At 66.2% G+C, this 13,173-nt stretch carries 15 protein-coding genes and 1 riboswitch; of the genes, 5 read left to right on the top strand and 10 right to left on the bottom strand.

The genetic code is table 11. The annotated features are described in order from the left end of the window. Positions 1 to 106: 106 nt before the first annotated feature. The 3 genes from ACIBW7_RS34105 to ACIBW7_RS34115 are packed head-to-tail and all read right to left on the bottom strand — an operon-like array spanning position 107 to position 2,115. Complete coding sequence (locus ACIBW7_RS34105; RefSeq protein WP_397053925.1) at positions 107 to 892, bottom strand: helix-turn-helix domain-containing protein; 786 nt, start codon at positions 890 to 892, stop codon at positions 107 to 109. Positions 893 to 949: 57 nt separating this feature from the next. Further along, positions 950 to 1,480 carry a pyridoxamine 5'-phosphate oxidase family protein gene (locus tag ACIBW7_RS34110; protein WP_397053628.1) on the bottom strand — a complete coding sequence of 177 codons (531 nt, stop codon included), beginning with the start codon at positions 1,478 to 1,480 and terminating at the stop codon, positions 950 to 952. Positions 1,481 to 1,518: 38 nt separating this feature from the next. Continuing rightward, positions 1,519 to 2,115 carry a type 1 glutamine amidotransferase domain-containing protein gene (locus tag ACIBW7_RS34115; protein WP_397053630.1) on the bottom strand — a complete coding sequence of 199 codons (597 nt, stop codon included), beginning with the start codon at positions 2,113 to 2,115 and terminating at the stop codon, positions 1,519 to 1,521. Between the two features lie 112 nt (positions 2,116 to 2,227). Here ACIBW7_RS34115 and ACIBW7_RS34120 point away from each other — a divergent pair, with 112 nt between their 5' ends. After that, positions 2,228 to 3,331, top strand: a complete 1,104-nt coding sequence (locus ACIBW7_RS34120) for a glutamate--cysteine ligase (RefSeq protein ID WP_397053632.1) — start codon at positions 2,228 to 2,230, stop codon at positions 3,329 to 3,331. Here ACIBW7_RS34120 and ACIBW7_RS34125 read toward each other — a convergent pair. Next, positions 3,325 to 3,789 (bottom strand): DUF4383 domain-containing protein, encoded by a 465-nt coding sequence (locus tag ACIBW7_RS34125; protein WP_397053634.1) that lies wholly within the window; start codon positions 3,787 to 3,789, stop codon positions 3,325 to 3,327. The two genes, ACIBW7_RS34120 and ACIBW7_RS34125, sit on opposite strands and share 7 nt — an antisense overlap. Positions 3,790 to 3,863: 74 nt before the next feature. Between ACIBW7_RS34125 and ACIBW7_RS34130 the strand changes: the two genes are divergently transcribed. Next, positions 3,864 to 4,649: a DUF72 domain-containing protein gene (locus ACIBW7_RS34130; RefSeq protein WP_397053927.1), complete on the top strand. Its 786-nt coding sequence runs from the start codon at positions 3,864 to 3,866 to the stop codon at positions 4,647 to 4,649. Here the strand turns inward: ACIBW7_RS34130 and ACIBW7_RS34135 are convergent. Beyond that, entirely contained in the window at positions 4,624 to 4,905 is a 282-nt protein-coding gene (locus ACIBW7_RS34135; protein ID WP_357477329.1) for a hypothetical protein, read from the bottom strand. The genes ACIBW7_RS34130 and ACIBW7_RS34135 overlap by 26 nt on opposite strands. Before the next feature lie 183 nt (positions 4,906 to 5,088). Continuing rightward, positions 5,089 to 5,203: riboswitch (TPP riboswitch) on the top strand. On the opposite strand from ACIBW7_RS34135, the gene ACIBW7_RS34140 reads away from it, so the two are divergent. The 3 genes from ACIBW7_RS34140 to ACIBW7_RS34150 all read left to right on the top strand — a co-directional run bounded on the left by ACIBW7_RS34140 (position 5,200) and on the right by ACIBW7_RS34150 (position 9,281). Then, a complete protein-coding gene (locus tag ACIBW7_RS34140; protein WP_397053636.1) occupies positions 5,200 to 6,570 on the top strand; it encodes a purine-cytosine permease family protein in 1,371 nt (456 codons plus the stop codon). It overlaps the preceding riboswitch by 4 nt. 409 nt (positions 6,571 to 6,979) lie before the next feature. Then, entirely contained in the window at positions 6,980 to 8,398 is a 1,419-nt protein-coding gene (locus ACIBW7_RS34145; RefSeq protein WP_397053638.1) for an alpha/beta fold hydrolase, read from the top strand. A 403-nt stretch (positions 8,399 to 8,801) separates the two neighbouring features. Next, complete coding sequence (locus ACIBW7_RS34150; RefSeq protein ID WP_397053640.1) at positions 8,802 to 9,281, top strand: LOG family protein; 480 nt, start codon at positions 8,802 to 8,804, stop codon at positions 9,279 to 9,281. A gap of 18 nt (positions 9,282 to 9,299) precedes the next feature. On the opposite strand, the gene ACIBW7_RS34155 is transcribed toward ACIBW7_RS34150, so the two are convergent. The 5 genes from ACIBW7_RS34155 to ACIBW7_RS34175 form a co-directional block, all read right to left on the bottom strand. Beyond that, a complete protein-coding gene (locus ACIBW7_RS34155) occupies positions 9,300 to 9,893 on the bottom strand; it encodes a tyrosine-type recombinase/integrase (RefSeq protein ID WP_397053643.1) in 594 nt (197 codons plus the stop codon). Between the two features lie 82 nt (positions 9,894 to 9,975). Further along, positions 9,976 to 10,569, bottom strand: coding sequence for a hypothetical protein (locus tag ACIBW7_RS34160; RefSeq protein ID WP_397053645.1), 594 nt, complete (start codon positions 10,567 to 10,569; stop codon positions 9,976 to 9,978). 191 nt (positions 10,570 to 10,760) lie between these two features. Continuing rightward, positions 10,761 to 11,687 carry an NADP-dependent oxidoreductase gene (locus ACIBW7_RS34165; RefSeq protein ID WP_397053647.1) on the bottom strand — a complete coding sequence of 309 codons (927 nt, stop codon included), beginning with the start codon at positions 11,685 to 11,687 and terminating at the stop codon, positions 10,761 to 10,763. Positions 11,688 to 11,751: 64 nt separating this feature from the next. Continuing rightward, entirely contained in the window at positions 11,752 to 12,780 is a 1,029-nt protein-coding gene (locus ACIBW7_RS34170; RefSeq protein ID WP_397053929.1) for an NAD(P)H-binding protein, read from the bottom strand. After that, complete coding sequence (locus tag ACIBW7_RS34175) at positions 12,674 to 13,093, bottom strand: nitroreductase family deazaflavin-dependent oxidoreductase (protein ID WP_397053649.1); 420 nt, start codon at positions 13,091 to 13,093, stop codon at positions 12,674 to 12,676. The genes ACIBW7_RS34170 and ACIBW7_RS34175 overlap by 107 nt, the downstream gene beginning before the upstream one ends. Positions 13,094 to 13,173 lie beyond the last annotated feature (80 nt).

Genomic DNA, 13,173 nt, shown 5'->3' on the forward strand with positions numbered 1-13,173 from the left:
CTGCCCACACCGAGTTGCCTGCGTCCGAATGCACCACACCGGGCTCCCACAGGCTCCCCCGATCCGAATGCGGTGCGCCGTGCGTTGTTCACGGCAATCAGTCCGATCACGATGCAGCGTTGAGGCGCTTCTTCGTCTCGTCATCGGCCGGGAAGAACGATTCGACGGCGAGTTCGGCGACGGTCACGTTCATCGGTGTGCCGAAGACGGTGGTGACGCTGATGAAGGACAGCTCGTGGTCGTCGTGGCGCAGGCGGAGCGGCACCACGGCCTGGTCCGGTTCGGGCAGCGTGAGATCGACTGTGCCGCCGGGATATTCGCGCAGTTCGTCGCGGAGCTCGATCAGTTCGGGCGAACCGGTGACTTCGATCTGGCGCGACAGGCGTTCGAAGATATGGCCGCGCCATTCGGCCAGGTTGACGATGCGGCCGGCCATACCGTCGGGATGCAGGCTCAGGCGCAGGGCATTGACCGGTGCGGTGAGTAGTTTCGGGTCGATGCCCGTCAACAGCAGGGCTACACCGGAATTGGCGTCGATCATATTCCAGCTCTGGTCGATGGCCAGCGCGGGATAAGGGTCGTGGCCCGCGAGGATTTGGCGCATCGCACCGCGCACCGCATCCATCGCGGGCGTGTCGAGGGATGGTTCGGCGTAGGCGGGTGCGAATCCGGCCGCGAGGAGCAGCCGATTGCGTTCCCGCAACGGGATCTCCAACTGCTCGCACAGGTGCACGAGCATGGTGCGGCTCGGATTCGCGCGACCCGTTTCGATGAAGCTCAGATGCCGCGCGGAGGTTTCGGCGCGCCCGGCTAATTCCAGCTGGCTGAGCCTGCGCTCGAGCCGCCAGTGGCGCAACAGGTCACCGGCTGTCTGCGTACTCACCCTGCCGATCCTACGAAGCCTGCGGCTCCGACACGATTACCTGACGGGTAATCGACGTGCGGCGACTCAGAACCGCCAGCGGGTCGCGCCGCCGGGTTCCACAGTGGACAGCGCCGTGGCGGTGAGCGCGGTCAGGCGGTACACGTGCCAAGGCGGCGGGCCCGCGGAAGGGGCGCTGTATTCAGCGGTGAGCGCCTCCCCGGTGTCGTCGACGCGACAGGGCCAGCCGCCGTCGGCCCAGCGCCGGGCCATATCGGCGACGGCGGCGGGATCGGCGATCCTGGTCGCGGTGCCATCTACGACCAGATCGAATTCGTGGGTGGCCACGCTCATCGAGCAGCGTGGATCGCGAGCCAGGTTGCGGCCCTTGCGGCTTCGGGCGCCGGTGGTGAACCAGAACGCGCCGTCCACCCACTGCGCGCCGATGGCAGTGACGTGCGGGCTGCCGTCGGGATTGATCGTGGTCAGCCAGCAGGTGTGCCGGTCGAGGCCGCCGGCGCCGGGGGCCTGTTCGATGCCCGCGTCGAGTCGTTTGCGAATGCTGTCCCAGTCGATCGGCGGCAACTCGTAGCGGTCGGCGAGGTTGATTGTGTCCATATCGGTAGGACGCTCCGTGTCCGGGGAATTCACCGGTGTCAGAAGATTTCATCGCCGGCGAAGGCCTGGGCGGACTGGGCCGCGGTGAGCTCGGCGCCGATCGCGGCGGTGAATTCGGTGAGGTCGCCGGGACTGCGGGAGGTGATCAGCGGCCAGCCGTTCTCGTCGGAACGCACCACCGCGCGATCGATCCAGCGCCCCTCGGCATTGACGACATCGGTGCGCAGCGAGTGATAGGACGTCAAGGTCTTGCCCGCGACGACGTCGGCCTCCACGAGCAGCCATGGACCGTGGCAGATCGCCGCGACGGGCTTGCCTGCCTGCACGAACTGTTGTGCCACTTCCACGGCGCGCTCGCAGACACGCAATTTATCCGCGTTCACAGTTCCGCCCGGCACGACGAGCAGGTCGAAATCGTCGACCTCGAGATCGTTGAGCGCCGCATCCGGCTGCACGACCTCATCCTTGTCGACATCGTGTCGAAAAGTCTGGACCTCGCCGCGTTCGGGGGTCGCATGCACGGCGACGGCACCGTGTTCGCGCAACCAGTCCAGCGGCATCAGCAGCTCGTCGTGTTCGACGCCGGTATTCGCGGTGATGACCAATGCGCGCACGCCGCGCAATTCCTCCGACATACCGGACCCCTTTCTCGCCGATCCTTCACTACGGTCGGCCTACCCCGGCGCGGGGCGCTCAAACGATTCCGGCACCCGTCCGGATCGGCGATTTGCGCAGTAAACTCCAATAATGGCCGCGGCCCTGCCCACTGTCGGCGTGGAAGAGGAATTCCTCCTGGCGGATCCGATCACGGGTGCGCCGAGTCCGCGGAATGTCGAAGTCGCGGCGGCGGCCGCCGACGTCGGCATCGATCTGCAGCTGGAGTTGACCCGCTGTCAGGTCGAGATCAATACCGGGGTGCACACTCGGACCCCCGAATTACTCGATGACCTGCGCCGACTGCGCCGCAGCGTGGCGAGTTGCGCGGAGAAGAACGGTGCCCGGTTGCTCGCGGTGGCGGTGCCGCCCACGGTGCCGGATGCGTATCCGGTCACCGATACCCCGCGCTATCGACTCATCGAACACCATTTCGGGTTGCTCGCCCATGAGCAGGGTTTGTGCGGCTGCCATGTGCATGTCGGGGTGCCTTCACGTGATACCGCGGTGCGGGTCGGGAATTATTTGCGGCCCTGGTTACCGGTGTTGTTGTCGTTGACGGCCAATTCCGCGGTCTACCGCGCCACCGATACCGGATACGCCAGCTGGCGCAGCATTATGTGGCGGCGGTGGCCCAGTGCCGGTCCCCCACCGTTCTTCGATTCGGTCGCGGACTACGACGACATGGTGCGGATGATGTTGGCCAGCGGCAGCATTCTCGATACGGCGATGGTGTATTGGGATGTGCGGCCCTCGGCCTCGTACCCGACCGTCGAGGTGCGCGTCAGTGATGTGCCCGCGACGGTCGAGGAAACGGCGTTGTTGGCCACGCTGATTCGCGCCGCGGTCGTCATGGCGCAGACAGCGATACACGATGGGCTGCCACCGCCACCGGTGCCCGCGGAGGTCTTGCGGGCCGCGTATTGGAAGGCCGCCCGATCCGGCCTGGACGGAGACGGGCTCGACACGATCAGCGGCCGCGCCCTTCCCGCCCACACCCTGCTGGCCGGGCTCGTGGACTACCTCACCCCCGCGCTCGAGCAGTCGGGCGACCAGCAGTTCGTCGCCGATACCGTCGCCGCGGTGCTGGCTCGTGGTAACGGCGCCCGGCGACAACGCACCGCTATGCGCGCGCACGACGATGTCACCGAGGTGATCGATGTGGTCGCCGCCGCCACCCTCGAAGGGTGCTACTGAGACAGGCCGAATACCGGACGCAGCCCGCCGTCCCGGACGACCTGTACGGCGACGATCGCCAGCAGCGTCGCACCGGTCACCATGTGCTCGATCGCGTCGGTGATATGGCTCGGAAAGCTGAAGATCAGCACATGGTGCGAGAACAGCGCCCACAGCCCGACCGCGAATCCCCCGCCCACTCCGGCGAGCACGCAGTACCAGGCCGACCACGACTTGCGGGTCGCGACGATCAGCGCGGGGCCGAACAGCAGCAGCCCCGCCACCGCGTGCCAGCCGTTGTAGTCCATGCCGAGTACCGGTGTCGCCGGTGCGTGTTCGCCGAGTTCGAAACTGGGCTCGGCGACCCACCCCGCGATCGCCCACACGATATGGATGGCGCCGATCACGAAGACGGCCCATTGCAGAAAACTCCACCGCGTCCGGTCGATTCGCCGCTCGACCACCGATTGTTCGCTCATTGCGCCCTCCCCGACCATTTCTACTACACAGCGTAGTTGAGATGCCGGTCATCGGAAAGTGCTTCGATGGAGATATGCCCCTACTCGTCGGCACATCGGGTTGGCAGTACCGGGACTGGCGTGAGGTGCTGTATCCGACGAACGTTCCGCAGCGTGCGTGGCTCGAAACCTACGCCGCGGAATTCGCGACGGTCGAGAGCAACAACGCCTTCTATCGACTGCCCAGCGGCGAGACCTTCGCGGCATGGCGGGAGCGGACACCGCCCGACTTCTGTTTCGCGGTCAAGGCAAGCCGCTTTCTCACCCATATCAAGCGGCTGCGCGAACCCGAGGAACCGGTCGGACGTTTGATGGAGCACGCCCGCGCGCTCGGCGACAAGCTGGGGCCGGTGCTGTTGCAACTCCCGCCGACGCTGCGGGTCGACCCGGCACTGCTCGACGCCTGCCTACGCTGCTTTCCGCCCGACGTCCGGATCGCGGTCGAACCCAGGCACGAGTCCTGGTGGATTCCCGAAGTTCGTGCCGTGCTGACGGAATGCGGCGCGGCGCTGTGTTGGGCCGACGTCCAGTCCCGTCCCGTCGCGCCGCTGTGGCGCACCACGGACTGGGGTTATCTGCGACTACATTCCGGACGTGCTGCACCCGCACCGCGCTACGGACGCACGGCACTCACCAGTTGGGCGCGACGGCTGGCCGGCGCGTGGTCCGATCACGAGGACGTGTTCGTCTACTTCAACAATGATCCCGGCGGTGCGGCGGTACGCGACGCGGTCGTCTTCGCGGGCGCCGCCGCCGCGGCCGGAGCCACCGTCAGCCGAACGCCCGCAACGGATTTCAGCTCCCCACGACAGCATTCATGATGGTGCCCGCACTGGTCGCGATGACACCACCGACCATCGCGCCGGCGAGCATCTTCGGCGACTCCAGCGTGCCGCCGCTCCACTTCTCCCAGGCAAACCGGCCGCCCGCGTAGGTGATACCGGAGACACCCGACAGCAGGACAAACCAGGTCAGATAGCGAACCATCTGCAGGATCTTCTCCGAATTGGGCGGGGCCTCGGGCGTCGGATTCCCGAGTTGAGCGAGAACGGTCTCGTGCAAGGCGATCAGCATCATGGGCGCGTACTCATTCCAGGTAGAGGCGGACGATGAGCGGCAGATAACCGAGCGATAACCACATCGATACCCGGACAGTATGGGCGGTGACTGCGATTTTCGGGCCGTCTCGGCGGAACCTGTCTGGAATGTCCGAAGGCAAGGCCCGGCGCGCCGGTGCGCGGGTGTACCATTTCGCCCGAACAACCCCAACGCGGGAGCTCGGGCACGGCCGGGCTGAGAGGGCGGACCCCACGTTTCGCCGACCGCATGAACCTGTCCGGGTAATGCCGGCGTAGGGAGAGCGGTACCGGGATGTCTGCACCCACCATTGATCGATCCGAGCGGCGCGAAGCACCGTTGACCCTGGACCAGCCTGCACCGAAGGTCCTTTCGTTCTGGGACCAGGGCGCGTTCTGGGCGAACCTCGGGGTCAGCCTGTTCGCATTCTCCGGCGCGTACACGGTGCTTGCGCCGAATTCCGATAGCGGCGCGCAGATCTCCATCGCCGCGGGCATCCTCGCGATGATCATCGGCACGGTGGTCGGCGGGATCATGCTCGGCTTGGCCGCGGTGCCCGGAGCCAAGACCGGTAAGCCCGCGATGATGTTGCTGCGCGGACTGTTCGGCGCGAAGCTCAGCTACCTGCCGACGGTGCTCAATATCGCCCAGCTGATCGGTTGGGGCACCTTCGAATTGATCGTCATCGGCGATGCGGCCGAAGAGTTGTTCGACGGTGGGCCGCACTGGGTTTACGTGGTCGCCGCGGGTGTGCTGACGACGGTGCTGACGATCTGGCCGCTCGGTTCGGTGCGGATGCTGCGCCGGTTCGTGACCGTCGGCGTGGTGATCGCGTTGATCTGGTTCTATGTCCAGTTCGTCCGCGCGGGTCTGCCGGATCTCACCACCAACCCGGGCGCCGCGGGCGGCGGGCCGTTCGGCGTGGATTGGAATCTCTTCTGGGTGGCTACCGATGCGGCGCTTGCGGTTTCGATCTCGTGGGTGCCGGTGGCGGCCGACTACACCCGGCACTCCCGCAGCACCGGCGCGGCATTCGGCGCGGCCAGTGGGGCGTATGCGTTCACCCAGATCATCGCGTATGTGCTCGGCCTGTTCGCATTGGCGCTCGCATCCGGCGACGGCGGGGTGTACTCGCCGTTCCTGACAGTCACCCTCGGAGCGGTGTTCTTCTTCATCTTCGTCTTCCGTGAGGCCGACCAGTCGTTCGCGAATGTGTATTCGACGGCCGTCTCGATCCAGAATCTCGCGCCGCGAGTCGACCGCCGGGTGCTCTCGATCGGTCTCGGCGTGCTCATCACACTGCTCGCGCTGCGGCTGAACATGGCGAACTACTTCGGCTTCCTCGGCCTGATCGGGTCGGTCTTCGTGCCGCTGCTCGGCGTGCTCGTCGCCGACTTCTTCCTGCGTGCGCGCGACCAGTGGGATACCTCGGCGAACGCGCCGTCGCGGTGGGGCATGGTTTTCGCTTGGCTGGTGGGGCTTTCGGTGTATCAGCTGATCAACCCGGGCGACGCCGGAGTGTGGACCGACTTCTGGGTGGACGTGCAGGAGAAGCTGCACTTCACCAAGCAGGCGTGGATGAGCGCATCACTGCTTTCATTCCTGGCCGCGGTCGTGGTCGCATGGGGTGTCGGGCGCGTATCGATGCTGCGCAAGTCCGCGTAGTCTCCGGACCCACGCGCCGGCACCGCGGCAATCGCGCACCCGACACGCGCGATGCCGGTTCTCCGAGCGTCATCCACCGACGAGCATCCACGCATCGAGCTAGGGCCTGATGCGCTGTCGCATATTCGATGAGCACCTCGCACAGGCTGCGGCTTATGCGAGGTGATCACTGGATATGCGAGGTCTTCACCGGATTCGGTGAGCCGCTCGGCCGACTCCGCGAGTGCCGACCGGTTCGTAGGTCATATGGGCTGCGTCGGCGCGGGTTTCGCGAACGATTCGCCGAGACAGAGGCTAGCTCTGCTGATCTCAGATGACGATAGTTGCGGGATTTTCGATCTCTTTGCGGCACAAAACTTTCCGATCGCGCAATCTTGCGTGGCACGCAAGATTGCGTATCGTGAAGGACGTGGCATTCGTACTCGGGTTGCGGGAACGCAAGAAGCTCGCGACTCGGGAGGCGCTCGGATTCGCGGCGCTACGGCTGGCGGTCGAGCATGGGCTCGCTAGCGTGCTGGTCGAGGACATCGCGGCGGCGGCGGGTGTTTCGCCACGCACGTTCAACAACTACTTCGCCAGTAAGTACGAGGCCGTGTGCTCGGTGGCGGTCGACCGGGCGCGGCGGATCGCGGACGGACTGCACCATCGTCCGGCAGCCGAAGCGCTGTGGCCCGCGGTAATCCACGCGGTACTCGCCGAATTCCGAGATGACGAGCCGCCCGATCCGGCGTGGACCCGCGGCGTCCGGCTGATCACCACCGAGCCCGCGCTGCAGGGTGAATATCTGAAGGCGCAGGCCGTCATCCAGGAGGCCATCGCGACGGCCATCGCCGAACGCACCGGCCGCGACCTGCACACCGATATGTTCCCGCGAATCATGGCAGGCGCGATCGCCACGGCACTGCAGGTCGCCATCGACCGCTGGGTCGATGCGGACCCGCCCATCGCGGCACTACCCGTCATCCGGGAAGCGTTGCGGCAACTGTCCTATCTACCAGGAGCCTTTCCCATGGACGTCCCGACCAACCACACCTTGGCCGTGCCCGGTGCGACGCTGTACTACGAGATCCGCGGCACCGGACCGCTGCTGTTGCTCATCCCGGGCGGCAATGGCGACGCCGGGAGCTTCGACCAGATCGCCGAGCGACTGGCCGATCGCTATACCGTGGTTTCCTACGATCGGCGCGGCTTCTCCCGCAGCCCAGCGCAGGATCACAACGTCCAACTGGACGGCGCTGATGCCGCCGCGCTGCTCACCCACCTCGGCGACCAGCCCGCCGCCGTACTCGGCAGCAGCTCCGGCGCCATCGTCGCGCTCGAATTGCTCACGACGCGACCCGAACTCGTGCACACGCTCATCGCGCACGAACCACCACTGGCGACCGTACTGCCCGATGCCGACAAGTGGCTCACCTTCTTGGACGACGTTTACCGGACCAGCAAGTCCGAGGGCTTCGTCGCCGCCATTTCCGCATTCGCCGAGGGTGTCGGGCTGCGCCAGCAGCAGCCCGACAGCGAAGAACCCACCCCCGACGCCGCCGTGATCGGTGCGCGCGTCCAGCAGAACATGCTGTTCTGGATGGAGCACGAGATGCGTCAGTACGTTCGCTACACACCGGATTTCGACGCACTGCGACCCGTCGCCGACAAGCTCGTCCTCGTCGTCGGACACGATTCGAAGCAAACGTTCCCGGCGCTGCCCAATGTGGTACTCGGCGAGCGCCTCGGACTCGACATCGTGGAATTCCCGGGCGATCACGTCGGATACCGAGGTGCCGCCGAGGAATTCGCCACGCGGCTCGACACGTTGCTGAGCAAGCGCACGTAAGCAGGTCTCGTCAGCATTTGGGCGCGCTGAGGCCCGTAGCCCGAACCGAGCTTTCTCGCGATGCGGCACATGCATGCCACGCGGCCGAAGCCTGGCCGTCGATCACGGACGCCGTGCTGGGTTGTCACAGATTTCCGGCGCTCGGCCGACACGGTCGTTCGGTGTAGGGCCGAATAGATCCCGCTCAGCACTCGGCCGACCAATCGGGTCTCCGAGGATGGGTAAGCTACACGGCGTCCAGCGCCAAGCCGTACTGGGCCGACCGCAGCGTGCCGAGTTCGAGCGAGCTACCGGACATACTGGGCCGGGCCACGAGCGTGTCAGGCCGAGAGAGACCGTCCCGATGCCGGGTCCACAGGGCGTATGAGGCCGAGCGAGATTCCAGGCAACTATCGTCGACTCCATGGCTCCCGACATACCCCGGCAGGTCGCGGTGTGCGGACCGCGTGATTGCACCACCACAGAGGCCGAATGGGCTGCGGAGGTTGGGCGGCTGCTCGCGGCTGCCGGGGCCATCGTCCTGTGCGGCGGCGGTACCGGCGTTATGGCCGCTGTCGCCGAAGGCGCCTCCAGCGCGGGCGGTCTCGTTATCGGCGTTCGCCCTGATACCGACCGGTCCGCTATCTGTCGCGGTCTGTCCGCCGTCCTGTATACCGATATGGGCGAGGCCCGGAACGCCATCCTCATCCACTCCGCCGACGCCGTCATCGTTATCGGCGGCTCCTGGGGCACCCTCTCCGAACTCGCTTTCGCTCGTCATCGCGGCACCATCCCCGTCATCTCCCTCGGTGGCTGGCAACTTCACGACGCCACCGGAAATCCCATCCGCACAGCACAACTCGCCGCCGATCCCGCCGACGCAGTGCACCGCGCCCTCGCCTAGGCGCGAAATCTTCGGACATCAGCGCTCGCCACTCACCAGCCGTTGCGTCTCGGCGACACGGGGACCGCTCGCCGGAAGGTCTGGCGTGGGCCGCCTTCCGGGCCTGGCGCGGCGATTTCGGCCGGAGTGAAGCCGAGGCTTTCCTAGAACTCGAAACACCTTGTGGCAGAGCAGGTCTGCGACTACTCGGCCACAAGGCGTTGCACAAACTACCAGGACCCGCAAGCTTCGTTGGTTCAGGGCTGCAGTTGCCCCAGGAGGTCGTGTGCGACGCCATCGCCATCGCGATCCAGGAAGCATCGCCGGGCGGCGGCGAGTCCAGTCCGGTCCCCCGCATGCATTCGGCATGTGCGCGTGGTGAGTTGTTATGTGCCCGAGGCCATGTAGGCGGCGAGGATGTAATTCGAGTGGCGGTCGAGCACGGTCATAGCGCATGGTGGTGCGAGGGTCAGCGTGGCGGGCAGCGATCTGAACATCTCGTAGGTCGACTCCGGCATCGAGCATGGTGGTGACGAAGGTGTGGCGCAGCATGTGCGGGTGCATCCGGGGTAGCCGCATCGCCGAATCCTGGGCCAGGCGGCGCAGTCGTCGTGTGACGCAAGGCCGATCCATGCGCCGTCCTCGAGTATTGAGCAGGATCGGCCCGTGGTCGCGGTCGCCGGTGGCGGCAACGGAATGTCGGAGGGGGCTTGGTTCAGAACTTGCCGGTGTGGTGTTCGGTTCGGTGCCCGAGTCGCGCAGCGAATTCGGCGATGAAGTCCTCGGTGAGAGGCGGCCAACCCCAGAAGTCGAAGGCAAGGGCGCCCAGAGCGAAGTTGTCTGCCCATTGCCAGGTGGTGATGGGGCTCGGTGTGGTGCAGGAGGGGCAGATCACCGCGCCGATGCCTGTTTGTTTCCAGGCGTCGATCGCGTCCGAGAACGGTTGCCATACGGCGGGATCGGCTTCCCATTGTTGCGGGTAGTCGATGATCACGGTGGTGACCTGGCAGCGTGGGCATACCGAGGAGGCCGGTTCGATGCCGCCCTGGCCGGGATAGTGGGCGTGGCGGCCGACAATGACGGCGACGGGGCCGGGGATCCAGTCGGCGCCCCATTCATGGGTAATCTGCGGCCAGTCAGGGCCCGGCACATAGCCGTCTTCGGCGTGGAGGCTGTACATCGCGTCGCGGGAAGTCTCCCGAAGCAGCCATCGCCGCGACACCATCCAATCCACCACGCGCTCGGCGAGCGTGCTCGCGTCGGCCGAGGTCACATCGAGGTCGACGATTCGTTCGAAATAGTCACCCACACCCGCATCCTGCCACCAGGCCGACGTCGATAGACATCCCAAGATCATCGTTTGGCTATCAGACCGGCTCATCCCCCGCACCCGGGCTTCTGAGCAGGTCCCCGGCCGATCGCTCGGGCGTTCGGACGAGAGTCCTGGGCGAGAGGACATGACCGCCGCATGAAACACCCTCCGCGCCGGTGTCTCCTCCACTAGGGCGTGAGGACGATCTTGCCGCGGGTGTGGCGGCGTTCGAGCTCGGTGTAGGCCTCGCGGACCTGCGTCAGCGGATAGCTATTCGCGATCGGCAGCTCGAGCTGTCCGTCGGCGATCAGGCGAGCCAGTTCGGCGAGTATCTCGGCGCCCGGCCCGGCCTCTGACCCGCCGTCGGTCTTCACCCCGTACTTCGCGGCGGCCGCGTAATCGGCGATGGTGTCGATCCGTTCGGTCGCGACGCCGAGGGCGAGGGCCAGCTCGACATACCCGCTGCCGTAGGTGTCGATGAAGGCGTCCACGCCACCGGGCGCGGCGGTCCTGATCCGGTCCCCGACGCCGTCACCGTATGCCACCGGGAGCACGCCGTGGCTGCGCAACCACTCATGGTTGTCCTCGCTCGCCAGGCCGATGACCGTAGCCCCGGTACGGTGTGCGAGCTGGACGGCGAGCGAGCCGACGCCGCCGGCGGCACCAGAGATGACTACGGTGTCGCCCGGCTCGAGGTGAACTGAGTTGACCGCGCCCCACGCCGTCACGCCGACGACATACAGGCCGCCGGCCACCGCCCATGAGACGTGCTCCGGCTTGTGGACGAGGTCGCCGACCTCGACCAGGACCAGCTCGGCCTGTGCGGCCCGGTTGTTCGAGAACCCGATCACCTCGTCGTCGGGTGAGAATCCGCCGACCCCGGCGCCGACCTCCTCGATGACCCCGGCGAGGTCGCTGCCCTGCCCGGACGGGAAGGCCGACGGAAACATGTCCACCAGCGCTCCCGTGCGGATGACCGCCTCACTGGGATTGATCCCAGCCGCCTTCACCCGTACCAGGACCTGTTCTCGCCCTGGCTCCGGGCGTTCCACCTCGTCGATCCGCAAAACGTCGATCCCACCGAATTCGTTGTACCTGACTGCTTTTGTCGTCATCTCTGCATTCCTTTCGGTTGGGATTCCCCTGATGGCACCCCAGGTGCGGGCAATCCACTTCCCGTCAACGGTTCACGAGTAGTTGTCCGGCCAGCCGCTTCGTGGCGTCTTCGGGGGTTGGTGGCCGCCCGAAGACTTCGGTCTGCCGCACGATGTCGGCGATGTATTCGCCGCTGTCGAACCAGCGGAACATCGAGGTCATGTCTTTGATCGACGGCGCGAACGGCCCCACGAGCGCACCGGCGGCACGCGTGACCAGCGGCGGGACGGCCCGAACCCGGATCGTCCGATCGGCTGCGCGACCGAGCAGTTCGGCCACTTCGGTAATGCTGGTGGGACGGTTCCAGCCCAGGTCGATGCGTTCACCGGGCGTCAAGTCGGCGTCGACGGCGGCGGCTAGGTAGCCGGCGAGATCCGCGGTCAGCACGAAGGTCAGCGGTGTGCGGGCCTTGCCCATCCACAGGATGCGGGCCTTGTCGATGGGGTCACCGCCGAGAGTGACGATCTGATCGAGGAATGCGCCGAGCCGGAGCGCGACGAAGGGCACGTCGAGGCGTTCGAGCGCGTCCTCGGCGAGTCTCTTGTGCCAGAAATGTGGCACATCCGGAATGCGGTCGCCGGTCAGGATGCCGGTGAGCACGAAGCGGCGCACACCGGTCTGCGACGCGGCGGTGGCGAGGTTGGCGTTGCCGACCGTGTCGATCTCGGTGGCGTTCTTGTTCGAGCCGGTGTACCCGGCGGCGGCAGTGATCACCGCGTCTGCGCCGTCCATGGCGGCGAGCAGGGAGGCCAGGTCGAGCAGATCGCCCAGGGCGTTCCGCACATCCCGGGCTGCCGATCTGGTTGCGTCGGTGGCCAGGCGGACCAGCGCGCGCACGTTCTTGCCGCGGGCGAGGAGTTCGTCGACGAGCTGGATCCGAGATGCCCGGTGGCGCCGACCATGAGCACTGGCGCGGCCGGATCCGGTGAGGTGCTGGACATGATGGCTACGCCCGGCTGAGTTCCAGCACGGGAATGGTTCGCACTCCGGCAGTTTGGCGTTCGTATTCGGCGAAGCCCGCGTAGCGCCGCGCCTGCTCGGCGTAGACGCGATCGCGTTCGGCGCCGGGCAATTCACGGACCGTCACCGGGTATGCGTCGGTTCCGCGTTCGACGCTGCCGCCACCCGCGGCGGCCAAGTTGTAGTACCAGTCCGGGTTGGTGGATGCTCCACCCCTGGTCGCGAAGACGTAGATGATGTCGGGCTGGGTGTCGTGCGGGAGGTACATCACCGGGCTGACGAACTCCCGCCCGCTCTTGCGGCCGCGATGATGGAGCAGGACGAGCGGAGCACCCTCGAAGACCCCGCCGACCCTGCCCGCGTTCGCTCGAAACTCCGCGATGGTCTGTGCGTTCCAGTCGCTCATGTCGAACTCCCGTCATTTGTTGCTATGTAAACAAATCTAGAAGCCAGATGGTTACATGTCAACAAATCGAAAATCCAGGT

Source organism: Nocardia sp. NPDC049526, from assembly GCF_044465765.1.
GTDB lineage: Bacteria > Actinomycetota > Actinomycetes > Mycobacteriales > Mycobacteriaceae > Nocardia.

Coding starts and splice junctions, on each gene's coding strand:
- ACIBW7_RS34125 (WP_397053634.1), bottom strand. CDS start 3,789: ATGAGCGAACAATCGGTGGTCGAGCGGCGAATCGACCGGACGCGGTGG.
- ACIBW7_RS34130 (WP_397053927.1), top strand. CDS start 3,864: ATGCCCCTACTCGTCGGCACATCGGGTTGGCAGTACCGGGACTGGCGT.
- ACIBW7_RS34155 (WP_397053643.1), bottom strand. CDS start 9,893: ATGGATCGGCCTTGCGTCACACGACGACTGCGCCGCCTGGCCCAGGAT.
- ACIBW7_RS34120 (WP_397053632.1), top strand. CDS start 2,228: ATGGCCGCGGCCCTGCCCACTGTCGGCGTGGAAGAGGAATTCCTCCTG.
- ACIBW7_RS34140 (WP_397053636.1), top strand. CDS start 5,200: ATGTCTGCACCCACCATTGATCGATCCGAGCGGCGCGAAGCACCGTTG.
- ACIBW7_RS34135 (WP_357477329.1), bottom strand. CDS start 4,905: ATGATGCTGATCGCCTTGCACGAGACCGTTCTCGCTCAACTCGGGAAT.
- ACIBW7_RS34150 (WP_397053640.1), top strand. CDS start 8,802: ATGGCTCCCGACATACCCCGGCAGGTCGCGGTGTGCGGACCGCGTGAT.
- ACIBW7_RS34165 (WP_397053647.1), bottom strand. CDS start 11,687: ATGACGACAAAAGCAGTCAGGTACAACGAATTCGGTGGGATCGACGTT.
- ACIBW7_RS34175 (WP_397053649.1), bottom strand. CDS start 13,093: ATGAGCGACTGGAACGCACAGACCATCGCGGAGTTTCGAGCGAACGCG.
- ACIBW7_RS34115 (WP_397053630.1), bottom strand. CDS start 2,115: ATGTCGGAGGAATTGCGCGGCGTGCGCGCATTGGTCATCACCGCGAAT.
- ACIBW7_RS34110 (WP_397053628.1), bottom strand. CDS start 1,480: ATGGACACAATCAACCTCGCCGACCGCTACGAGTTGCCGCCGATCGAC.